The 23,186-nt window shown below is 43.9% G+C and carries 14 protein-coding genes; 9 read left to right on the top strand and 5 right to left on the bottom strand.

The genetic code is table 11. From position 1 onward, the window contains the following. From OCK74_RS18965 to OCK74_RS18930, 8 genes are all read left to right on the top strand, one after another. On the top strand, positions 1 to 1,728 hold the full coding sequence (locus OCK74_RS18965; protein WP_279298652.1) for a GH39 family glycosyl hydrolase: 1,728 nt from the start codon (positions 1 to 3) through the stop codon (positions 1,726 to 1,728). A gap of 19 nt (positions 1,729 to 1,747) precedes the next feature. After that, a complete protein-coding gene (locus OCK74_RS18960) occupies positions 1,748 to 3,322 on the top strand; it encodes a rhamnogalacturonidase (RefSeq protein ID WP_279298651.1) in 1,575 nt (524 codons plus the stop codon). A gap of 3 nt (positions 3,323 to 3,325) precedes the next feature. Further along, on the top strand, positions 3,326 to 4,114 hold the full coding sequence (locus OCK74_RS18955; protein WP_279298650.1) for a polysaccharide deacetylase family protein: 789 nt from the start codon (positions 3,326 to 3,328) through the stop codon (positions 4,112 to 4,114). A gap of 15 nt (positions 4,115 to 4,129) precedes the next feature. After that, positions 4,130 to 5,353: an oligogalacturonate lyase family protein gene (locus tag OCK74_RS18950; RefSeq protein ID WP_279298649.1), complete on the top strand. Its 1,224-nt coding sequence runs from the start codon at positions 4,130 to 4,132 to the stop codon at positions 5,351 to 5,353. A 93-nt stretch (positions 5,354 to 5,446) separates the two neighbouring features. Then, positions 5,447 to 8,281 (top strand): glycosyl hydrolase, encoded by a 2,835-nt coding sequence (locus OCK74_RS18945; protein ID WP_279298648.1) that lies wholly within the window; start codon positions 5,447 to 5,449, stop codon positions 8,279 to 8,281. A 101-nt stretch (positions 8,282 to 8,382) separates the two neighbouring features. Further along, a complete protein-coding gene (locus tag OCK74_RS18940; protein ID WP_279298647.1) occupies positions 8,383 to 9,411 on the top strand; it encodes a family 43 glycosylhydrolase in 1,029 nt (342 codons plus the stop codon). An 11-nt stretch (positions 9,412 to 9,422) separates the two neighbouring features. After that, positions 9,423 to 12,275, top strand: coding sequence for a glycoside hydrolase family 2 protein (locus OCK74_RS18935; protein WP_279298646.1), 2,853 nt, complete (start codon positions 9,423 to 9,425; stop codon positions 12,273 to 12,275). Positions 12,276 to 12,656: 381 nt separating this feature from the next. After that, a complete protein-coding gene (locus OCK74_RS18930) occupies positions 12,657 to 13,829 on the top strand; it encodes a toxin-antitoxin system YwqK family antitoxin (RefSeq protein WP_279298645.1) in 1,173 nt (390 codons plus the stop codon). A gap of 87 nt (positions 13,830 to 13,916) precedes the next feature. Here OCK74_RS18930 and OCK74_RS18925 read toward each other — a convergent pair whose 3' ends face one another. The 5 genes from OCK74_RS18925 to OCK74_RS18905 form a co-directional block, all read right to left on the bottom strand. Next, the gene (locus tag OCK74_RS18925) at positions 13,917 to 14,123 is read right to left on the bottom strand and encodes a hypothetical protein (protein WP_279298644.1); all 207 of its coding nucleotides are present in this window, start codon (positions 14,121 to 14,123) and stop codon (positions 13,917 to 13,919) included. A 116-nt stretch (positions 14,124 to 14,239) separates the two neighbouring features. Then, positions 14,240 to 14,446, bottom strand: coding sequence for a hypothetical protein (locus OCK74_RS18920; protein ID WP_279298643.1), 207 nt, complete (start codon positions 14,444 to 14,446; stop codon positions 14,240 to 14,242). A gap of 258 nt (positions 14,447 to 14,704) precedes the next feature. Then, positions 14,705 to 16,147, bottom strand: coding sequence for a 2-oxo acid dehydrogenase subunit E2 (locus OCK74_RS18915; protein WP_279298642.1), 1,443 nt, complete (start codon positions 16,145 to 16,147; stop codon positions 14,705 to 14,707). Positions 16,148 to 16,184: 37 nt separating this feature from the next. Further along, the gene (gene aceE / locus OCK74_RS18910; protein WP_279298641.1) at positions 16,185 to 18,845 is read right to left on the bottom strand and encodes a pyruvate dehydrogenase (acetyl-transferring), homodimeric type; all 2,661 of its coding nucleotides are present in this window, start codon (positions 18,843 to 18,845) and stop codon (positions 16,185 to 16,187) included. Positions 18,846 to 18,865: 20 nt separating this feature from the next. Continuing rightward, a complete protein-coding gene (locus OCK74_RS18905) occupies positions 18,866 to 19,264 on the bottom strand; it encodes a DNA-binding protein (RefSeq protein ID WP_279298640.1) in 399 nt (132 codons plus the stop codon). Between the two features lie 198 nt (positions 19,265 to 19,462). On the opposite strand from OCK74_RS18905, the gene OCK74_RS18900 reads away from it, so the two are divergent. After that, a complete protein-coding gene (locus OCK74_RS18900) occupies positions 19,463 to 23,167 on the top strand; it encodes a DUF4450 domain-containing protein (RefSeq protein WP_279298639.1) in 3,705 nt (1,234 codons plus the stop codon). The last annotated feature ends 19 nt before the right edge of the window (positions 23,168 to 23,186 follow it).

The following is a 23,186-nucleotide window of genomic DNA, read 5'->3' as shown; positions in this document are numbered from 1 at the left end:
ATGAAATTTAATCCACCATCATACTACCATAACTGGAAATTGCAAATCAGGATAAGTACGCTTGTCCTGATTGTATTGTTGATGCAATTTCCTGCGTTCGCCCAGGTAATACCTCATAGGGCAGCAATCACTGTTGACCTCAACCAGCCTGTTGGTAACATGGACCCCGTATGGGCATGGTTTGGATACGACGAACCGAACTATACCTACATGAAGGATGGCAAAAAGCTGCTTTCAGAAATAGCTGCTTTGAGTCCCGTTCCTGTTTTTGTGCGTGCCCACAACATGATGTCTACCGGTGATGGTACGCCTGCCCTTAAATGGGGATCTACTAACATGTATACGGAAGATGCCAGTGGCAACCCAGTTTATTACTGGAACATCGTAGATAGCATCTTTGATACCTATGTGCAACGGGGTATGAAGCCGCTGGCTCAATTGGGTTTCATGCCTGAAGCTTTGTCCTCTAAGCCGCAACCCTATCAACATCATTGGAAACCGGGTACATCTTACAATGAAATCTTTACGGGCTGGACTGCTCCGCCAAAAGATTACAACAAATGGGGAGAATTGGTTTATCAATGGGTAAAACATTGCGTGCAGCGATATGGAAAGAAAGAAGTGGAAAGCTGGTACTGGGAACTGTGGAATGAACCGGATAGCCCTTACTGGGGAGGAACATTGGAAGAATATTGCAAACTCTACGACTACAGCGTTGATGCAGTAAAACGTGCTTTGCCAACTGCAAAGATCGGTGGACCACATGTTACAGGTCCTGGTGGCAGTCGGGGCGCTAAATTCCTGAATGGATTCCTGCAACATTGCATCTCCGGTAAAAACTACGTGACGGGCAAAACCGGTACATCAATCGACTTCATAGCTTTTCATGCCAAAGGCGCACCTAGAGTAGTAGATGGTCATGTGCGCATGAACATGGGCACTCAATTGCGTGACATTAGGGGTGGCTTTCAGATCGTAGCTTCTTACCCGCAGCTAAAACATCTTCCAATCATTATTGGAGAGTCTGATCCCGAAGGTTGTGCTGCCTGTGGCATGCAAACCAACCCTGAAAATGCTTACCGCAATGGAACGATGTATTCCAGTTACACTGCCGCTTCTTTTGCCCGCAAATATGCTTTAGCAGATTCGTTGAAGGTGAACTTTAAAGGTGCTGTTTCTTGGTCATTCGAATTTGAGAACCAGCCTTGGTTCTATGGTTTCCGTGATCTGGCAACCAATGGCGTTGATAAACCCGTCTTGAATGTATTCCGCATGTTCGGCATGATGCAGGGCAAAAGAGTAAAAGTGGTTTCAGATGCTGCTTATGACTTAAGGAAAGCTGCTGATTCCAGCATCAGGGGTGCACAATCAGACATCAATGCCCTGGCAAGCAAAGATGCGCACACCGCTGCCGTTATGCTTTGGAATTATCATGACGATGATGTGAAAGATTCAACAGCAACAGTAGTACTAAAGGTCAAAGGTTTGCCGGCGAAGCAGTTGTACCTCCATCATTATCGTATTGATGGTGAACATAGCAACTCCTACGAACTGTGGAAGAAAATGGGGTCACCGCAGAATCCTTCGGAAGCCCAAATCAAAGAATTGGAAAAAGCAGGCCAGTTAGCGCTATATACATCTCCTCAATGGATACAAACCAACGGGGAAACTATTTTGAAAATTCAATTGCCACGACAGGCGGTTTCTTTAGTGACCTTCCGTTGGTGATGCATTTCTTTTAATTGATATGATGAAGACTAAATTCTTAATTGTTGTATTGTTGATTTCTTGTTCTGTTTTCGCTCAGAACAAAACTGTTTTTAATATTAAAGATTATGGTGCGAAAGGCGATGGCAAAACCATAGATACAAAAGCTATTAACGATGCCATTGATGCAGCAGCAAATGCTGGTGGCGGAACGGTTTATTTTCCAGGTGGTACCTTTTTAAGTTATTCCATTCGTCTCAAGAGTAATATCACTTTATACTTGGACCAGGGTTGCACCTTACTGGCTGCAGATTCTACACACGGTGGCCGATATGATGATCCTGATCCGGGCCCGGGCAATAACTACCAGGACTATGGTCACAGCCATTGGCACAATAGCCTGATCTGGGGCGAGAACCTCCAGAATATTTCGATCCTTGGTCCCGGCTTGATCAATGGTAGAGGATTAAGTCGCGGGTTTTATAAACACGAACGTTGGGAAAAGATCGGTGTGAATGCTGGCCCCTACATGTGGGAAGGTGGCGCCAATAAAGCCATCTCATTAAAGCTTTGCCGCAACGTAATACTGAAAGATTTTACACTCATTTATGGTGGTCACTTTGGAATTTTAGCCACAGGTGTTGACAACCTGACTGTAGATAATTTGAAAATTGATACCAACCGAGATGGTATGGACATCGACTGCTGTTTCAACGTACGGATTTCCAACTGCACAGTAAATTCTCCTAACGACGATGCAATAGTTTTAAAGAGTTCTTATGCATTGGGATATGCTCGTCCTACACAAAATGTAACCATCACCAATTGTCAGGTAAGCGGTTACGACCTGGGTACCCTTTATGATGGTACTTACCAGCGGAAACAATTCAACCAGGTGCCTGACCAGGAAGGCCCTACCGGTCGTATTAAGTTCGGTACCGAATCCAATGGTGGCTTTAAGAACATTACCATCTCTAACTGCGTATTTGAATACTGCCGCGGACTGGCATTGGAAACTGTAGATGGCGCTTTGTTGGAAGATGTGACCATTACCAACATCACCATGCGTGATATTGTGAACTCGCCTATCTTCCTTCGCCTGGGTGGTCGCATGCGCGGGCCTCAAGGCACGCCCATCGGAGAGCTGCGCCGCGTGTTAATAAGTAATGTAGTAGCATACAATGCAGACTCCCATTTTGCTACACTGATCTCTGGCTTACCCGGAAATGAAATTGAAGATGTGAAACTGAATAACATTCGCATTTATTATCGTCCCATTGACTCACCGCTGGCTAAGATTCAGAAAGAAGTGCCCGAATATGAGAAGGTATATCCCGAACCGCAAAAGTTTGGTGTATTGCCAGCATATGGCTTTTTCATCCGTCATGTAAAGAACATTGAATTGAACAATGTGGAAGTAAGCTTCATGGGCAAAGAAACCCGTCCTGCTTTTATACTCGATGATGTAAAAGGTGCTGACTTCTTCCGGGTGAAAGCCCAAAAGGCAGGAACTGCTCCTCTATATCAATTAAAAAATGTTGAAGGTTTTAACCTCAAAGACGGCGGCGAAATCCCTGATAAAAAAATATCCAGGACACCCCAACTATCCTTCTAAAAGATGAAAAATTTATTGCTCTACATAGCATGTATGATTAGCCTTCAATCAACCGGCCAGAAAATCATCAGGAAACCCATTCCTGACAAACTGGTCGTGCTCACATTCGACGATGCACCGGTTACACACTTTACAAACGTTGCACCACTATTGAAGCAATACGGCTTTGGAGCTACTTTCTTTGTTTGTGAGTTCCCTCCCAACTTCAGTGATACCTCCAAATACATGACTTGGAAACAAATGCAGCAGTTGGGAAAGATGGGATTTGAAGTAGCCAACCATACACATACGCATGCTCATGTGGATAGGCTCTCCAAAGAAGGTGTAATTGCTCAATTAAAATATATAGAAGATAAGTGTGACTCACTGAAGCTGGGCAGACCGCACACCTTTGCTTATCCCGGCTATGGGTTGGATGCAAAAACACTCGACGTCTTAAAAGAAAGACATTACAGCTTCGCCCGCGCAGGTGGCAGCCGACCTTATGATCCGCTTTCGGATCATCCTTACTTGATCCCAAGTTGGGCGACCAACGAAAAGAATAAAACAGAAATCATGAATGCTTTGCAGCAGGCAAAAGATGGAAAGATCGTTGTGCTGACTATTCACGGCGTACCCGATTATGAACATCCTTGGGTAACGACTCCTCCCGAATTGTTCAAGGAATATCTGCAGTTCCTGCACGATAATCAGTATACAGTCATTTCATTGAAAGACTTGGACAAGTATGTCAATGTCAAACAAGCATTGAAACAAATAAAACCGGATATACAAAAACCTTTAAAAAATTAAAAACAATTGAGCTATATGAACCATGTAAAAATTGATGTACCAATGGCGCTGATGTTAACACTATCCCTTTCTGCATCAGCACAAATACAGCATGCGTCATTGAAAACCGTTCCTGTAATGGAAACGGGCGGAAAAGACATGCCCGATGAATGGATTGACCAGGACACGCACCATAAAGTGATTCGCTTGTCGCGTAAAGAAGGAAGTAACGCATCCTTCTACTTTCACAACAATCCATTCATTGGAAATAAAATGGTGTTTTACAGTACGGATAAAGCTGGTAAGCAAATCCATACCGTTGACTTGAAAACATTGCAGACAGAACAAGTGACCAGTCAGGCTTCTCCCATGAGTGGAGAAATTGTAGGCAAAAAAAGCAAGAAGGTTTACTACCAGATCAAAGACAGCATCTTTGCTACTAATATTGATACAAAGAAAACTGAGTTACTCTTTGTTTTTCCTGCAGACTTCAAAGCAAGCGTTACTACGCTAAATGCTGATGAAACCCTGCTGGGTGGTGTTTGGTCATCAGATGCTGAAAAAGAAATCTTCAGACAGAATCCCAACAAAAGTGATTATTTCAATAAGATCTATGAAGCAAAGCTGCCCCGCACTTTATTTGCCGTCGACCTCAAAACAAAACAGATCAAAAAACTGTTTACAGATTCTGCTTGGTTAAATCATGTACAGTTCTCTTCAACCGATCCAAATTTGCTGATGTTCTGTCACGAAGGCCCTTGGCATAAGGTTGATCGCATCTGGACCATCAACTTAATGAACAATGAAATAAAGTTGATGCACAAACGTACAATGGATATGGAAATTGCCGGTCATGAATGGTTTAGCCCCGATGGCAAGACCATCTGGTTCGACCTGCAACAACCGCGCAGTACTAATTTCTTTGTGGGTGGTACCGACGTAAAAACTGGGCAGGAAAAGAAATATAGCTTAACCAGGGATGAATGGTCTATCCATTTCAATATATCACCCGATCAGAAACTGTTTGCAGGTGATGGTGGCGATCCTGGCCAGGTTGCCAAAGCAAAGGATGGTATGTGGATATACTTGTTCCGTCCCAATGGCGATCATTTTGATGCGGAAAGATTGGTGAACATGAAACACCATGGCTATAAGTTGGAACCCAACATTCACTTTTCACCTGACGGTAAATGGATCATCTTCCGCGCCAACTTTGAAGGTGAATCACAGGTATACGCAGTAGAAATTGCGAAGAGTTAAAAAGTGCATTTTGTCAATAATTAAATTTCAAGAATAAATGAGTGTACTCAACCCTCCTCTGTTGAGTAGGTCGGATGGGGCATGATTAGTTTTATGAAGAAAGTAACATTATCAACCATTCTCTCCGCGGCTTCAATAGCCGCAATGGCACAGGTTTCCTGGCCTGCAATTAACCAGGAAACAAGGCCTTGGGCTCGCTGGTGGTGGGAAGGCAGTGCCGTAGATCAAAAGAACCTTACCGCAAATATGCAGGACTATAAAAATGCAGGTTTGGGCGGCTTGGAAATAACACCGATCTATGGTGTTAAGGGATATGAAAAACAGTTCATCAACTTTTTGTCTCCCCAATGGATGCAAATGCTCGACTTTACCCTGAAAGAAGCAAAGCGTTTGAACTTAGGGATAGATATTGCTAATGGCACCGGCTGGCCTTTCGGTGGTCCTTGGATAAAGGACAAAGACGCCAGCAAAACCGTCTATTACAAAAACTATCAATTGAAAGGTGGCGAACAACTGAATGAAGCCATTGTATACAAGACCGATGGCTTTGTATCAACAGCCAATACAAAAAAGGTGAGTGTTGATACATTAAATCAGGACATTGCATCAAATAAAGACCTGCAAGGCTTGGCTTTAGACCAGGTGAAGTTCCCCATGCTGCTCCCTGTACAAATATTGATGGCTTATTCTGACAATGGCCAGAAAATAGACTTGACCAATAAGGTGGATGCTTCCGGAAAGTTGAACTGGACGGCTCCTGAAGGAAATTGGAACTTGTATGCACTCTTTCAGGGGCTGCACGGTAAAATGGTAGAAAGAGCTGCTCCTGGTGGCGAAGGTTATGCTATCGACCACTTTTCTGCTGAAGCCATACATACCTTCTTAAGCCGCTTTGACGAGGCGTTTAAAGGACATGACATTTCTTATATCCGCGCCTTGTTTAACGACTCATATGAAGTGGATGATGCCCGCAGTGGTCAGCACAACTGGACTCCCAAAATGTTTGAAGAATTCCAGCAAAGAAGAGGTTATGATCTGCGCAACTATCTGCCGGCCCTTTTTCAGAAAGCTGATGAGGAAACAAACAAAAGAGTACTGTATGATTATCGCGCAACCATAGACGAACTGATCCTGGAACACTTCACCAAAGAATGGAAAAAATGGGGCGATACCAAAGGTACAGTCATCCGTAACCAATCACACGGCTCTCCAGCCAACCTGTTGGATTTATATGGTGCAATTGATATTCCTGAAACAGAAGGTACCGATATCATGCGCTTTAAATTCGCTACCTCTGCTGCCAATGTAACCGGTAAAAGACTATCGTCATCCGAATCTGCTACCTGGCTAAACGAACACTTTTTATCCAATTGGGGCGATGTGAAAAAAGCATTGGACTTGTTTATGCTGGGCGGGGTGAACCACATCTTTTACCATGGCGTAAATTATTCTCCTAAAGGCGAAGCCTGGCCTGGATGGTTATTTTATGCTGCTGTTCACTTTAATCAATCCAATCCACAATGGAAAGACTTTAAAGCGCTGAATGATTATGTTGCCCGCTCACAGTCATTCTTGCAAATGGGCAAACCTGATAATAACGTGCTGTTATACTTCCCGCTAGTCGACCGATATATGGAGCCGGGAAGAGTGATGCTACAGCACTTCGATGGCATAGAAAAGAACTTTGAAGGAACCGACTTTGCACATACTGCCGAATGGATGCAGGAAAAAGGATACGGCTTCGACTTTTTCTCCGATCGCCAGTTGCAGAAAATGACGACCGCCAATGGTAATATCATGACAGGTGGTAATAACTATCAAACCATTTTGCTACCTGCTAATAAGTTCATTCCTGAAGCTACTTTCCAAAAGCTTTTGGAATTGGCAAATAATGGCGCACAAATTTTAGTGTATAAATCACTGCCGCAGGATGTGCCTGGCTTCAACAAACTGCAGGATCGCAGAACAGCTTTTCAAAATTTAGTACAGCAAATCAGGTTTACTGACAATGGCAAGGTAAAAAAAGCCGTAGTTGGCAAAGGTGCATTCATTTTAAGCGATGATATGGAAGCCCTTTTGGACGCTGCTAAAGTGAGAAGAGAAACGCTGCACGAAGCCGGAATCCAATTCATCCGCAAAAGGAATAATGATGGCTATACATATTTCCTGGACAACAGGACAGACAAGGCCTTTAGTGGTTGGGTGCCTCTGAGTGCTAAAGCTGCATCTGTCGCTTTGTTCGACCCCATGTTTGCAAAAAGCGGGATTGCTAAATCCAGGCAAAAGCAAAATGGTACTGTGGAAGTGTATGTGCAATTACGGCCATCTGAATCAGCCATTGTTCAAACTTTCAATACTAAAAAGACAGGTACGGCTTTCCCTTATGTAACTATTGCTGGTGATGAGCAGGAGATCAAAGGAACATGGACGATTGAGTTTGTAAGCGGTGGACCTAAACTGCCTGCCAAGGTAACTACTGATAAACTGGGTTCATGGACAAACCTGGATGGTGACGATGTAAAGAACTTCTCTGGTACAGCGAAATATTCTATTTCCTTTGCCAAGCCTTTAGGCAAGGCAACTGCATGGCAACTGGATCTGGGGCATGTGGATGAAACAGCAGAAGTTTTCCTGAATGGTAAAAAAGTGGCCACCCTGATTGGCCCTGAATTCAAAGTGGAAATTCCCGCCGCCAGCCTGCAGGCAAATAACAAACTTGAAGTTTTAGTATCCAATTTGATGGCCAATCGTATTATCTACATGGATAAGAATTGCATGCAGTGGAAGAAGTTTTACAACATCAACATGTCTGCCCGTAAAAAGGAAAATGTCAAAAACGGTGTGTTTGACGCATCTGGTTGGGAACCACAAGCTTCTGGCTTGGCTGGTCCGGTAACCCTCACACCAATAACCCGTATTGTTCAATAAATATCCCAACAGTAATTCCATACCGCACAAGTATGGAATTACTGTACATATTTTACTTGTGTCCATCATCCTTCACCATTCACCATTCTCAATCTGTCCAAATGAAGTGCATTCTGAAAATCGCATGTCTAATATTACTGTTTCTTCCTTTTGCACATCAAAGTATTGCACAGAAGAAATCAAAGGGTAAGCTAGCTCCCAAACCGCTCTATCGCGATCCCATTTATGATGGAGCCGCCGACCCGGTGATCATCTGGAACGCTAATGAAAAAAAGTGGTTCATGTTCTATACCAATCGTCGGGCCACTATGACCGATTCTACCGGCGTTAAATGGGTGCACGGCACCCGCATAGGTATCGCCGAATCAAAAGATGGTGCTACCTGGAAATACCGCGATACAGCCAACATCAATTATCGCCCTGTACCAGATTACACACATTGGGCGCCTGATGTTATCGAGCACAAAGGCACTTACCACATGTACTTGACCTATGTGCCTGGTGTATTTGCCGACTGGCGTCACCCACGCGATATTATCCACCTGACCAGCAAGGACCTGTTCAATTGGAAATACGAGTCTACACTCAAACTATCTTCAGAAAGAGTAATTGATGCCTGTGTCTTCCATATGCCCGATGGTACATGGCGCATGTGGTACAACAACGAAAAAGATGGTAAATCCATTTACTATGCCGATAGTAAGGACTTATACAACTGGGAAGACAAAGGCAAAACATTTGGCGATCGTGGAGGTGAAGGCCCCAAAGTATTTCAGTGGAAAGGAAAGTACTGGATGATCGTTGACAACTGGGCCGGATTGGGAATTTATTCTTCAGACGACCTGCAAAACTGGAAACGCCAGAAAGAACGCATTCTGGAAGCACCCGGTAAAGGGCCTGAAGATGCTGCCATCGGCGGACATGCGGATGTAGTAGTCAATGGCGATCGTGCCTTTATTTACTATTTCACACACCCGGGCAGAAAAAAGTCAGCACCTGCGCCTGCTGGCTCAGTTGAATCTAAGATCAGTTTGATCCAGTTAGCTGAACTGAAATACAATAATGGTGAGATCACCTGCGACCGTGACCAACCTGTTTACATCAATCTAAAACCAAATAAGAATAAATAAGAGGACAAGACATGAGAAAACTTCTGATGGCAGCTTCTGCTGCCTTGCTGATGGCGAATTCATTTGCTCAGACGGCAACACAAATCAAATACCTCTCAGGTACTGATAACAAAAACACCGTTGCCTGGGATTTTTATTGCACCGGTGGCCGCAACAGTGGCAAATGGACCACCATCCAGGTACCCGCTCACTGGGAGCAACAAGGTTTTGGTGCCTATAACTATGGTCGCGATTATAAAACTTATGGCAAGAACTTCCGCTTTGCCGATGAACAAGGGTTGTACAAACATAAGTTTACCGTTCCTGCTGCCTGGAAAGGTAAAGAGGTCTTTATCGTATTTGAAGGCTCCATGACAGATACCGAGGTGAAGATCAACGGGAAGTCTGCAGGTGATAAACACCAGGGTGCTTTCTACGAGTTCAAATACAACATCACCGACCTGCTGAAATACGGACAGGAAAACCTGCTGGAAGCAACCGTAAGTAAAATGTCTTCCGACAACTCTGTCAACAATGCAGAGCGCCTGGCAGATTACTGGGTATTCGGTGGCATCTTCCGCCCTGTATATTTGAAAGTAGTACCCAAACAACACATCGATCATACTTCTATTGATGCAAAAGCCGATGGCTCTTTTGCCATGAATGTGTTTGTAGATAACATACTCCAGAAAGGGGAGGTGTTGGCCGAGATCTGGGATGCGGCTAATAAATTAGTCGCTAGTGCAAAACTTCCGGTTAATGTAAAAGATTCTGTTGTAAAGCTCACCGCCAAAGTGGCTAATCCACTGCAATGGACTGCCGAAACACCAAACTTGTATAAAGTAAATGTTTCCTTTCTGATTGGTGGAATACGTGTGCACAGGGTTTCCGATAAATTCGGTTTCAGAACCATTGAAATTCGTAAAGGTGATGGCATTTACCTCAATGGCACAAAGATCAAAATGAAAGGCGTGAACCGTCACGTCTGGTGGCCCGAAACAGGTAGAGCCGTCAATCCGGAAATAGACCTGATGGACGTGAAACTGATCAAGGAAATGAACATGAACGCTGTTCGCTGCTCACACTATCCTCCGGATAAAAACTTCCTGAACCTGTGCGACTCTTTGGGCCTGTATGTGCTGGATGAATTAGCTGGCTGGCAAAAAGCTTATAGCACCAAGGCAGGTGAGAAATTGGTGAAAGAGATGGTGATCCGCGATGCCAACCATCCTTCCATTTTCTTCTGGAGCAACGGTAACGAAGGTGGTCACAATTTCGCGCTCGATGATGATTATGGTCAATATGATCTGAGCAATCGCCCTGTGATCCATGCACACCACCGTCCGGGTAATGCTTTCAACGGCATTGACTGCAACCACTATGAAGACTATTACAGCACTCAAAAGCTGGTTGCAGATACCAACATTTACATGCCTACCGAGTTCCTGCACTCACAGGATGATGGCGGGGCTGGCGCTGCACTGAACGACTTCTGGGAATTACATTGGAACGCTAAAAAAGGAGCTGGAGGCTTCTTATGGGCTTTAGTAGATGAAGGTATTGTGCGTACCGATTTAAACAACATCATTGACGTGAATGGGTTGAATGCACCCGATGGTATTGTTGGTCCCCACCGCGAAAAAGAAGGAAGCTTCAATGCCATCCGCGAGATCTATGCTCCTGTGAAGATCTGGATGAAAGACCTGGCATCAAACTTCAATGGTACGATACCCGTAGAGAATCGCTATCATTTCACCAACCTGAATCAATGTACCTTCCACTGGGCATTGGTGAATTACCGCAAACCTGGAGACCTGTTTACGGGTTATGATGTGATGAAGAGCGGCCAGTTAACCAGTCCTTCCATTGCTCCCTGTGGAGAAAAAGGCAATCTTCAAATCAACCTTCCTGATGATTGGAAAGGTTATGATGCATTAGTGCTTTCTGCCTTTGATCCTGCAAAGAATTTGATCTACAAGTGGACCTGGAATGTAAAAGACAATGCCGGCTTATTAAATGACATTGTATCCATGAAAGATACAGCCGCCACTACCATCACAGAAAATGATAGCCTGGTCACATTAAGAGGTGGTGAAGTATCTATCATGATCAGCAAAAAAGATGGACAATTGGCTGGCGTACGCAACGCTGCAAGTGACCCGCTTTCTTTTGGTAAAGGTCCTGTACTGGTTAGCGGCACAGCAACAGCAACTGGTGTGAAAACCTATAAAGAAGGTGACGCCCAGGTCGCTGAAGTTGCTTACACTGGTAACATGAAATGGGCCAAATGGAAGATCTATCCCAGTGGCTGGACACAGTTGGATTATGAATATGAATTAAACGGTAATTACCAGTTTGCCGGTATAAGTTTTAACTATCCTGAGAACTTTGTATTGGGTGCTAAGTGGCTGGGCAAAGGTCCTTACCGCGTTTGGAAAAATCGTTTGCAAGGTGTTACCAATAATGTTTGGCAGAATGTATACAACAACACCCAAACTGGTTCTGCACCCTGGATCTTTCCTGAATTCAAAGGATATTATGGTGATATTACATGGATGGAATTAAATACCGTGGAAGGCAAGTTCTGTGTAGCTTCTCCCGACACTGGATTATTTGTACGTCTGTTCGATTTCTACGGCTTATCCGGTGTTCGTCCGCATCCCGAACTGCCTGTAGGCAACTTGTCGTTTCTCGACCGCATTCCACCCATAGGCACCAAACTGGCTTTGAACATTAGTTACAATACTTCGGCCCTTGGTCCTCAAAGTGAACCCAATAAACTGAATGGCACTTTCAAACGCACCTTGTACTTCTACTTCGGCTTGCCCAAACCAAGTGGAGAGAACAAGCAGTTTGTCATGCCTAAAGTGAATGATCTTTTCTAGTAATTGGAAATAGCACAATAGTATAAAAAAGGAAAGGCGGGCCATCAACCCGCCTTTCCTTTTATTCTTTTCTGATATGTTTTAGAGGTTTTCTGGAATTTCAGCAATCGCTAAAGTTTTCTGCGCTCAACCAAAGCAAGGACAGCAAACCCTCAGGCTTTGTGCAGCAGGGAGACCGGGCTTGTGCAACGGTGCTGCTCAACTGAATACATGAGTTAATTTTCTTTAAATATCCGGCAGGGATAGGAAAGCCTTGTCTGTCTCCCCTTACCTTTATCCTAATACCTGTAAGATTACAAAGTGCAGGATTTCATCATAGCACAGGCACCATTGTTTATCTGCAGCTAGTAAGGGTAGCGGAAACCCTATTGAGTTTTTAAGATGAGCAAACTTTTACTATTTCTATTCGGTTTCTTTTCGATAATTGTGACTGCATCTGGTCAGTCCAAATATCATAAAATACTTTACATTCTTGACTCTATTCCCCTTGTCAAATACTCAGCACCGTGGGACCCAATTTTGCCGGAAGACATCGCCGACTATTCCGTCATCACCAATCGGGACTCTTTGCGGTTGTTGGGTTGGAAGGAGGTGGATAGCATTACTTATTTTTTCACTAAAGCATATCGGAGCCGCGCCGACAGCGTGAGGAGAATTCCGAGCCTAAAGCAAATGGTTCTAAAGGAGGGTGTTTGGACACTTAGGGGAATTCCCTACAGTGGAAGATACATTGATTACTACAACAATGGTAAAATACAAAACGAAGGAACACTTTTGAACGGGAAATTAGACGGTGCGCAAACCTACTATAACATAAGTGGTATCAAAATATTGGTTACGAATTATAAGAATGGCATCATGCATGGCCTGTGGATGGATTATTACCCAAATGGGTCACTCATGCGTTTGGAGGAATGTATCAATGGAAAGCCAAGCGGAAATGCAAAACTGTATTTTAACAATGGCCAAATAAAACAGGAGTTAAGGTTGAAAAAAGAAACCGGCTATGATACTTCTATAACATATTATTCCACCGGCAAAATCAGGCGCATGGCCCTGTCAAGGACTGGTGTCTTTAAGGAAAAAAAAGAAGCTGCCCTCACTTTCCACACAGCCATGTTTTACGAGTACTTGCGCACCGGGAATCTCAAAGGCGCAAACAAGAGTTTTTACCGTATCTGGTTAATCGACAGCGCAAGTATAGACACCTATTTTAAAGAAGGCCTGCTCCTGAGCCGTGAATTTCGTTTCGATGAAGCCATTGCGCAATTCGACAGGGCCTTGACAGTCGAGCCACTGATGCCGGAGGCCTTGGAACAAAGGGTACTTGCCCGGATAAAAAAATATAAGTTTGAGAACCTAAAAACAGCTCCACAAGACAATAAATATGTGATTGTGACTTTGGAGGACTTTATGCTAATGCCCGAAGCAGAGAAGGCAAAAGTTTGCAGTGATTTACTGCTGGCTAGCGAATTATACCCAGGTGTGAATTACATCAGCAGAGCAGAGTTGGGAGCCATTTTCAACTATTGCAAAAAACAGAGCATTCGCTAATACTTTATAGCTGCCAATTCATGACCAATATGAGGGAATAATACATTTGTTTACCTCGCAACATGCTGAGGCGAATAACAAGCGATCTTACACCCTCAAATCAAAAAAATAACACTTGCCACGCTTTTCTCTAAATAGCAGGTCATATTCAGCTAAGCTGATTTGCTGCACGTAACTACTGGTCTCTTTAAATGAGTTGAGATAATCTAAATCGTTGTCGTCTTTGACATCGAATTCGAAGAATGCAATCAATTCTCCGGAATGTTTGGAAGTGAGTTTGAAAAAAGCACCCATGTGAGCGGTTTTAATATAGATACGGTTGTCTTCTATATGGCGAGTCTAAAATACGGATTATAAGCCTTTAAAAGAGTTCTGTGTCTATAAAAAAACACATGATTTTAGTCATGTTCTTACACTTGTTGCGCATCAAAAACAAAACATTTGTCCCGCTCTGCTATCATAAGTTTATCATACTCTTTCCGGCTGATTTGTTTGACTTTACTACCTTCTTTTAAAGAATTGAGATAGTCCAATTCATTGTCTCCTTGTACATCCATTTCGAAAAATGCAGTTAATTCGCCAGAGGCCTTCGAGGTGAGTTTGAAAAATGCTACCATATGAAAAGTTTTAGTGATCGAATGCTAGTATTTTCCATATGGCAACTCTAATATACAATTTTCTGGCATGTAAAAATTAGGCTTTTTGATGACGAAGCTTGATTTTTGTCACATTAAAACTGTTTTATTTGTTTTCATTATTTTAATGAACACATTAGACAAATAATTGAATACTCCTTATTTCTCTTCAATTTTTTCCGATGCAAGATCTTTGCTACTGACTTGATATTCATCCCCTGAGCAACATACATTTGATGATCACTCATCTATAAGCAGGTTCAAAGGGTTTTCAATGACATCGCAAATCCATCTGAGAAAACGGGCTGCATCAGCGCCATCAATCAGGCGATGATCATAGCTAAGTGATAAAGGAAGCATTAGTTTCGGCTTAAATTCACCATCTATAAAAATGGGTTTCAATTCAGCTTTTGCTACCCCCAATATGGCTGCTTGCGGGTGATAAATAAGCTGGGTGAAGTTGGTGCCGCCTATTCCTCCGACATTAGAAATCGTAAAGCTGCCGCCTTTCATTTCATCAACAGTTAACTTTCCTTTCCGGGCTTTCTCAGATAATTCAGTCAACTCAACTGAAAGATTGATTAGATTCTTCTTATTAACATCCCGGACCACAGGAACAAGCAAGCCCCGCTCCGTATCAACAGCTACTCCGATATGAATGTATTTCTTGAGAATAATTTCCTGACCATTAACATCGATCGATGCATTTAGCATTGGAAACTCCTGAAGGGCTTCGGCTACAATTTTTAATAAAATGGCGGTGACAGTCAACTTCCCACCTTGCTGTTCGGCTAAATGGTTTTTATTGGCTCTTAATTCCTCTATTTTTGAAATTTCAGCCTGATCAAAATGGGTTACATGGGGAATAGTATTCCAGGACACAGCCGTTCTTTTTGCCGTTGCTCTGCGTATGCCTTTCAATGGGACTTTTTCTATCTCTCCCCAATTGGAAAAATCAGGCAGTGGCGGTTCTTCTTGTACCGGACGCCTCCCTTTACCTTGAATGATCTCTTTTGCATAGGCCATGACATCTTCCTCTAGAATTCTCCCTTCCGGCCCGCTTCCTTTCAACTCATTAACCTGAATGCCTAGTTCTCTTGCAAGTCTCAGAACATTTGGCGCTGCAGCAATCTCCTGTTCCTTGGTTACCCGATCCTCTTCCCCTGCTTTTTCTTCCTCTTCGGGTTTTATCACTGGCTGTTTTTCTTTTTCCGCCACAGGCTGAACTTTACCTCCCGCTACTGGCTGAACCTCACCCTTTTTTTCTTCTTTCTTTACAGCTGTTCGTTCTGTTCCTTCCTTGGGTTCAGTTTTCTCTTCCTCACTAACTTTTTCTTTCTTTGGTTCTTCTTCTTTTTCTTTTACAACTTCTTTTCCTATTGTCGCCTCAGTAGGCTGTTCTCCTTCTTTTTCTTCAGCGCCTTCAGTTGACTGTTCTTCTTCCTCTGATTCCAAAACCAGGATTACATCACCTACTTTTATCTCATCATTTTCTTTAACCTTGATCGTACTTACCTTGCCTGCTGCCTCCGAAGGAACTTCGACAGAAGCCTTGTCGCTTTCAACGACGATCAAGGATTGTGCTTTTTCAACAGCATCTCCTTCCGACACTAATATATTTGTTACAGTAGCAGATTCAACGCCTTCGGCAATTTTAGGTAGTTTAATTTCTTTCTGCATCATGTATTCCTTTTACTTTCTTTTAAATGCTTCTGCAGATTCATAATGGATTGGTCGGATTTAGTTTCCCGGTATCAATTCCTAAAACATCTATTGATTTTACTAATTCTTCTTTACTGAATTTTCCTTCTTCAAATAAAGCCGACAAAGCAGCGAAAACGATGTGCTTATCATTCACTTCAAAAAATTCCCGCATGACTGGAACCGTGTCACTTCTACCAAATCCATCTGTTCCTAATGCAATAAATTTTCCGGGAAACCATTTGGCAACCGACAGGGGCAATAGTTTCAGATAATCGCAGGCAGCGACAAATAAACCTTTTTCATTTCCAACACATTTTTCAATATGCGATCTTATGCTCAAATGCTCTTTAGGTAAGCGGTTTCCACGTTCGGCATTAATGGCATTATCATATAATTGTTTATAGCTCGTAACGCTCCAGATATCAACAGAAAAATTAAATTCTTCTTCCAGTATTTCCGCTGCTTTCAACACTTCGGTCATTACTGCTCCGCTTCCCAAAAGGTTGATCTTTCCGTTGTCATTCTTTTTACCCGATTTTTTAAAACGGTACATACCATTTATAATGCCCTCGTCAATACCTTCTTCCTGGGGTTTAGCAGGCATTTTATAAGTAGCGTTCATAACCGTTATATAATACATCCAATCCTTTCCTTCTACAAACATGTTCCTGAATCCCTCGCGAAAGATCACTGCTATTTCATAAGCAAAAGCAGGATCGTAAGCCTTTACGTTCGGGAATGCCATTGCATACATATGACTTTGTCCATCACAATGTTGCAATCCTTCCCCTGCCAGTGAAGTCCTGCCCGAAACGCCTCCAATCAAAAAGCCTCGGGCACGGGCATCTGAAGCCGCCCAGGCGAGGTCACCAAATCGTTGAAAGCCAAACATGGAGTAAAAGAAAAAAACCGGGATCATATTGATCCCCAAATTTGCATGAGCAGTACCGGCAGCAATAAAGGTGGACATGGAACCGGCTTCAGTAATGCCTTCCTCAATGATCGCACCCTTTATTTCTTCTTTATAATAGAGCAAGTTCTCCTTGTCAACAGGTTCATAATTTTGACCCAAAGGTGAATAAATTCCGGCCTGGTGAAACAGGGAATCCAAACCGAATGTGCGTGATTCGTCAGGAATAATGGGCACGATCAACTTTCCAATCTGCTCATCTTTCATGAGCGCCGAAAGCAGTTGGATCACCACTATCGTTGTTGCTGCCTCCTTGTCTTTTGAGCCCTCATAAAAATGTGAAAATGCCTTTTCATTGGGCATAGAAAGCGGGTTGTTTCCACTTTGACGTTTGGGTAGCCAACCACCAAGCTTTTCTCTCTGTTTTATTAAATATTGATATTCCTCGCTATGCTCATCAGGCAAATAAAAGGGAATTTCTTTAATATGCTCATCTGTGACAGGCACGTTAAACCGGTCTCTAAAATATTTCAATTCCTCTTCGTTCAATACCTTCTGTTGGTGTGCTACATTACTGGCTTCGCCCGCTTTGCCTTGGCCATAACCTTTTACCGTTTGCGCCAAAATTACGGTCGGACTCTCCCCATTTTCGACAGCCGCTTTGTATGCCTGGTAAATCTTTACAGGATCATGCCCTCCTAAACGAAGATTCCTGATCTCTTCATCAGAAAGATCTTCTACTAGCTTCACTAATCTTTCATCCTGGCCAAACAAATGTTCACGGATATATTTGCCATCTGATGCCGCATATTTTTGAAACTGCCCATCCAGCGTTTTATTCAATGTTTCTGTAAGTATGCCTTCCTTATCCTTTTCAAATAAGGAATCCCACTCACTCCCCCATAACACTTTGATCACCTTCCAGCCAGCCCCTTTAAAAATTGCTTCTAACTCTTGGATGATTTTTCCATTGCCCCGCACAGGACCATCAAGGCGCTGTAGATTGCAGTTGATAACAAAAATGAGGTTATTGAGTTTTTCCCGTGCAGCTACTGTAATGGCACCAATAGATTCCGGCTCATCCATTTCACCATCTCCCATAAATGCCCATATATGCTGTTCTGACTTTTCTCTTAATCCTCTGTTCTCAAGGTATTTGCAAAACCGTGCCTGATAAATCGCTATAATGGGCGAAAGGCCCATGGACACAGTAGGAAATTGCCAGTAATTTTCCATTAATCTTGGGTGAGGATAGGAGGAGAGACCTTTGTTGGATTGCAATTCCAAACGGAAGTTTCCCATTGCTTCTTCATCCAATTGTCTTTCTACAAATGAACGGGCATAAACACCTGGGGAAGCATGTCCCTGAAAATATATCAGGTCAGAACCTCCATCGGCAGTTTTAAAAAAATGATGGAAGCCGGTTTCAAACAGGTCCGCAGCTGAAGCATATGTAGAGATATGGCCGCCAATACCCTTGTTTTTTTTGTTAGCCTTCACTACCATAGCCATTGCATTCCAGCGAATAATGCCGGTCAATTTTCTTTCTATTTCAAGGTTGCCCGGATATACTGGTTCTTTTATGGGTGGAAGAGAATTGACATAAGGAGTATTGATGAGTGAAGAAAGTGAAATGCCATTTTCTGCCGCCTTATTGGAAAGTAAACGGATAATTTCCTGTACCCTTTCAGGAGGTTCATTCTGAATAATCCATTCAAAAGATTGGAGCCATTCCTGATTTTCGATATCGTATTGGTTTTCCTCCACCAGAATTATAGTACGCTACATCAGCTTGCCCTGCGTGCTCGTGTGCGTGCTGCTTTCTTAGCCGCCACTGATCGTCCATGCGGCCCTTTTGTTGCTGCCGCTTTTTTTGCAGCCGATGATCGTCCGCGTGGTCCTTTTGTTACTGCTGCTTTTTTTGCTGCAGCTGAGCGCTCTGAAGCAGTGCGCTTCTTTGCCGCTGCATGTGTCTGTCGGGAAAGTGCCGTATGGGAAGCCGCCGCAGTGCTTTCTTTTTTCAAGGCACGTACTCTGGCACGGGAACGTGTTTGGGAAATAGGTTCATGTTTCCCTTCGCGAATGTGTTCTATCTCCTCATGTACAAACTCACCGGCTTGTGTACTCGGCGCTTTACCTTCTCGTTTTGCACGTTGGGCAGCCCTGATGGTTTTTTTTTCTGGCATTATGATTTTTTACTATTGTAACGCTGCAATTGATATGCCATAGCAGGTTTCACACCGCCTTTGGTGTGGAGTTCAACTTGTAATACATCAAAGACTATTAGCTGTTATTTTTTAACAACTAGGATCACCTTACACCAAACCTTTCCTATTTTTATTCCTTTCCTTTACCCTAATACTTTTAACACCAGGTTCTTCCACATGAAAAGAAATATCCTTTATTCCATTATTTGCTTGCTAATCATAGCTAATTCACCTGTATTAGCACAAAACACCGCTCTCTGGTGGCATGGTAAAGAACGATCCCTGCGCTACCGTCCCGAGGGTGAAGACTTCGTAATTACAAATGGCGATAAGCGCTTTAACCGTGCGCTCTATGGCACCAATACAGCCTTCCGTGCAGAAGCTGGCGATCTGCCCGAATTTGCACTCTATATGCCCGGTATGGGTGGCAACCTGAAGTTTGGATTGATCTCAGGCAGTACCAGCAAGTGGCTCATCAACGCCAAAAGCATCACGGCCCGCTACCGGCCTGGTTCAATGCTCTATGAGATCAAGGATCAAATATTAGGAAATGGCTCCCTCCAGCTCACGATACTGGCACTGGCTGAAGGTGAAGGAATCATCGTAAAGGCGCAGGGACAAAACATCCCTTCCAACGTAATACTGTTTGCCGCCTTTGGTGGTGCTACAGGAGCCAAGTTCTCTCGCGATGGCGACATCGGTGCCGATCCTGAATCTTCTTTCTACTTAAAACCGGAATACTGCAAGAACAACATTTTTAATATCAAGGGCAATACTTTTTCTCTTTACTACGGGACTAAAAAGCCCTTGTCTGAAGAAGACCGCTACGAGATCAAACATGTGGCAAGTCAAAATGGAGATACCACTGCTAATACAGTTCCTTCAAAGAAACTGGTCGGAGTTTTTCCTGCTACAGCCCAATTAAAAATTGGTGACGCGACAAAGCAGGAATCACCACTTCAATTCCTCGCTTCCTCAGGGTCAGAAACACCGGCACTCACCGCTCAAATGCCGTTACAAACTGAGGCATTGCACTTCCTGGTGCAAAATCCCGATGCAAAGGGCGCTGCTACCGCTGAAGCTGCACAACTCCAGGCAAGAGCAGAAGAAGCCAGGAAAAAAATGGCAGAAAGGATAAAGCTGAATACGCCCGATCCCTACATCAATACCCTGGGCGGAGCTCTAAGTATGGCCGCCGATGCTATCTGGGAAGATCCTTCCTACCTGCATGGCGCCGTTGCCTGGCGCATGCGGCTCAACGCCTGGAGGGGTGCTTATGCTGCTGATGCCCTTGGCTGGCACGACCGCGCCCGCAAACATTTCAGCTCTTATGCATTATCACAGTTGACAACACCTGCCGTTGGTCCAGTGATCGCCGATACCGCCCTTCACCTGGCAAGGCATATCGAAAAACTGGGTACAGCCATGTTCAGCAGCGGCTACATCTGCCGCAATCCAAATGGCGACTTCCGCCCGCACCATTACGATATGAACCTGGTGTTCGTCGACCAGTTGCTGACACACTTCCAGTACACTGGCGATACGGCTTATGTTCGCGAAATGTGGCCACTACTCCAGCGTCACCTGGATTGGGAAAAGCGAAACTTCGATACCGATGGTGATGGCCTGTATGATGCCTATTGCTGCATCTGGGCTTCCGATGCCTTGCAATATAGCGGTGGCGGTGTTACCCATTCTTCTTCTTACAACTATAGGGCAAATAAATTGGCCGCCGGACTGGCTAAACTGATTGGTAAGGATCCAACTCCTTACCAGCAGGAAGCGGATAAGATACTGAAAGCATTACAGAACCAATTGTGGATACCATCTAAAGGATGGTATGGCGAGTATAAGGACTTGCTGGGCGGAAAAAAAGTACACCCTTCTGCAGGTCTTTGGACAATTTACCACGCCATTGACTCCCGTGTACCCAATCCCTTCCAGGCATACCAGGCACTGCGTTATATAGACACCAATATTCCTCGTATTCCTATTCGGGCAAAAGGACTGAAAGATACTTCTCTGTACACAATTTCAACAACCAACTGGCAGCCATATACCTGGTCGCTCAACAATGTAGCACTTGCTGAAGTACTGCATACTGCGTTAGCCTACTGGCAAGGGGGAAGAAGTGAAGAGGCTTATAAACTTTGGAAAAGCTCGCTCTTGGAAAGTATGTACCTTAGTTCTTCTCCCGGCAACATGCAGCAGCTTTCTTTTTATGATGCCATTCGTGGGGAGTTGTACCGCGACTTTGCCGATCCTGTCGGCATGGCTGCAAGAACGTTGACCGAGGGGCTGTTCGGTATCCTGCCCAATGCGTTGAAGGATACACTATATATCAAACCGGGCTTGCCTCTTGCATGGAATAATGCCTCATTAACGACACCTGATATACAGTTTTCATTCATCCATAAAACCGGCCTGGAGGGTAGAAAAGCCGATATTGATGAATACACCATCATTCCTGCTTATACTAAAAGCATGAAATTGAATTTTAGAGTACAGGCCAAAAGAGAGTCCTTAACTTCCGTAAAAGTGAATGGTAAAGAGGTTCCATGGAAGGTGGTGAAAGATGCTGTCGGCATGCCAGTGCTGGAAATAAATAGTGCAGAAAGCGACAAATACCTGATTCAAGTAGCATGGATCGGATACGCTTTGGAAAAACCTGCTATACCTGCAAAACTTGCTAAAGGTGAGATGTTCTCTATTGGGCTGAAGCAAGCCGTGCTGGTTGAAGTATACGACCCGCAGGACGCGCTCATAAGCTCCTCTAATGACTTTGGTAAAATGAGTGCCATGGTAAAGGATGACGCAGGAAACAAAACTTTCTTCCTCCACATGAAGCAGGGTCAGTTTGAGTGGTGGCAGCCTCTGGGTTTTGAAGCTGTTAAAGGATTACAGATCATTACTGCTGACGAACAAAAAGACAATATAGTAAAACTGCGCATCCGCAATAATACAGCTGCTGCTAAAAATGGTAATATAACTGTGAATGGCTGGAGCAAAGCAATCAAACTCAAGGCAAACAGTACATCATCTCTGATCACAATTCCTGCAACTGCTTTGAACGCCGGAAGTAACAGGATCGGATTTGAAACGGCAGGTAAACAACTGACGGCCAGCACTGTTATCAATTGGAACGTACAGAATAGCAGCACAGTACAGTATGAAAAAGTAGACTTGGCGCCTCATTTCAACAACAGCGTTACCAATATATTCAAGACAGAGTACCTTTCACCACGCCCGGCAAGTCCAACCTTGCAACTGCCTGTACAAGGTATTGGTAACTGGTGCTATCCAATGACTACAGCCAATATTGATGATGCTGGTCTGCGTCAGCGTGCAGGCAGCAAAGGCGAAATTGTACTGTCTCAGGGCGTGCCTTTGGCCACTCCGGCAAGTGGCAAAAACATACTGTTTACATCCTTATGGGATAACTATCCAGATTCTGTGAAACTGCCCCTTTCAGGCAACGCTTCCCATGCTTACTTCCTGGTGGCCGGTTCTACCAACCCAATGCAAACTCGTTTCACCAACGGTGAAATAACAGTTTTGTACAAGGATGGCTCTTCAGAAAAACTGGAATTGAAAAATCCAGAAAACTGGTGGCCTATTGAGCAGGATTACTTTGTAGATGGCTATGCCTTTACCACCGATGCTCCAAAACCCGTGCGTGTTTATTTAAAAAGCGGTCAGGATAGCAGAACCTACAACCAGTTTACAACCATCAAAGGCTTTTCCACCATGGCTGTAGACGGTGGTGCTGCCACAGTACTGGACCTGCCCCTCAACAAAGAAAAAGAACTCGCAGGCCTTGTACTGAAAACGGTAGCAAACGACATCGTGATCGGCCTGATGAGTGTGACTTTAGTTCGATAAAACATCACTCGAAAAGGTT

This window comes from Paraflavisolibacter caeni, assembly GCF_025628885.1.
Classification (GTDB): Bacteria; Bacteroidota; Bacteroidia; order Chitinophagales; family Chitinophagaceae; genus Flavisolibacter; species Flavisolibacter caeni.
This window is presented reverse-complemented; position numbering and strand designations above follow the sequence as displayed.

Coding starts and splice junctions, on each gene's coding strand:
- OCK74_RS18940 (WP_279298647.1), top strand. CDS start 8,383: ATGAAGTGCATTCTGAAAATCGCATGTCTAATATTACTGTTTCTTCCT.
- OCK74_RS18965 (WP_279298652.1), top strand. CDS start 1: ATGAAATTTAATCCACCATCATACTACCATAACTGGAAATTGCAAATC.
- OCK74_RS18915 (WP_279298642.1), bottom strand. CDS start 16,147: ATGATGCAGAAAGAAATTAAACTACCTAAAATTGCCGAAGGCGTTGAA.
- OCK74_RS18960 (WP_279298651.1), top strand. CDS start 1,748: ATGATGAAGACTAAATTCTTAATTGTTGTATTGTTGATTTCTTGTTCT.
- OCK74_RS18920 (WP_279298643.1), bottom strand. CDS start 14,446: ATGGTAGCATTTTTCAAACTCACCTCGAAGGCCTCTGGCGAATTAACT.
- OCK74_RS18925 (WP_279298644.1), bottom strand. CDS start 14,123: ATGGGTGCTTTTTTCAAACTCACTTCCAAACATTCCGGAGAATTGATT.
- OCK74_RS18900 (WP_279298639.1), top strand. CDS start 19,463: ATGAAAAGAAATATCCTTTATTCCATTATTTGCTTGCTAATCATAGCT.
- OCK74_RS18930 (WP_279298645.1), top strand. CDS start 12,657: ATGAGCAAACTTTTACTATTTCTATTCGGTTTCTTTTCGATAATTGTG.
- OCK74_RS18950 (WP_279298649.1), top strand. CDS start 4,130: ATGAACCATGTAAAAATTGATGTACCAATGGCGCTGATGTTAACACTA.
- OCK74_RS18955 (WP_279298650.1), top strand. CDS start 3,326: ATGAAAAATTTATTGCTCTACATAGCATGTATGATTAGCCTTCAATCA.
- OCK74_RS18905 (WP_279298640.1), bottom strand. CDS start 19,264: ATGCCAGAAAAAAAAACCATCAGGGCTGCCCAACGTGCAAAACGAGAA.
- OCK74_RS18935 (WP_279298646.1), top strand. CDS start 9,423: ATGAGAAAACTTCTGATGGCAGCTTCTGCTGCCTTGCTGATGGCGAAT.
- OCK74_RS18945 (WP_279298648.1), top strand. CDS start 5,447: ATGAAGAAAGTAACATTATCAACCATTCTCTCCGCGGCTTCAATAGCC.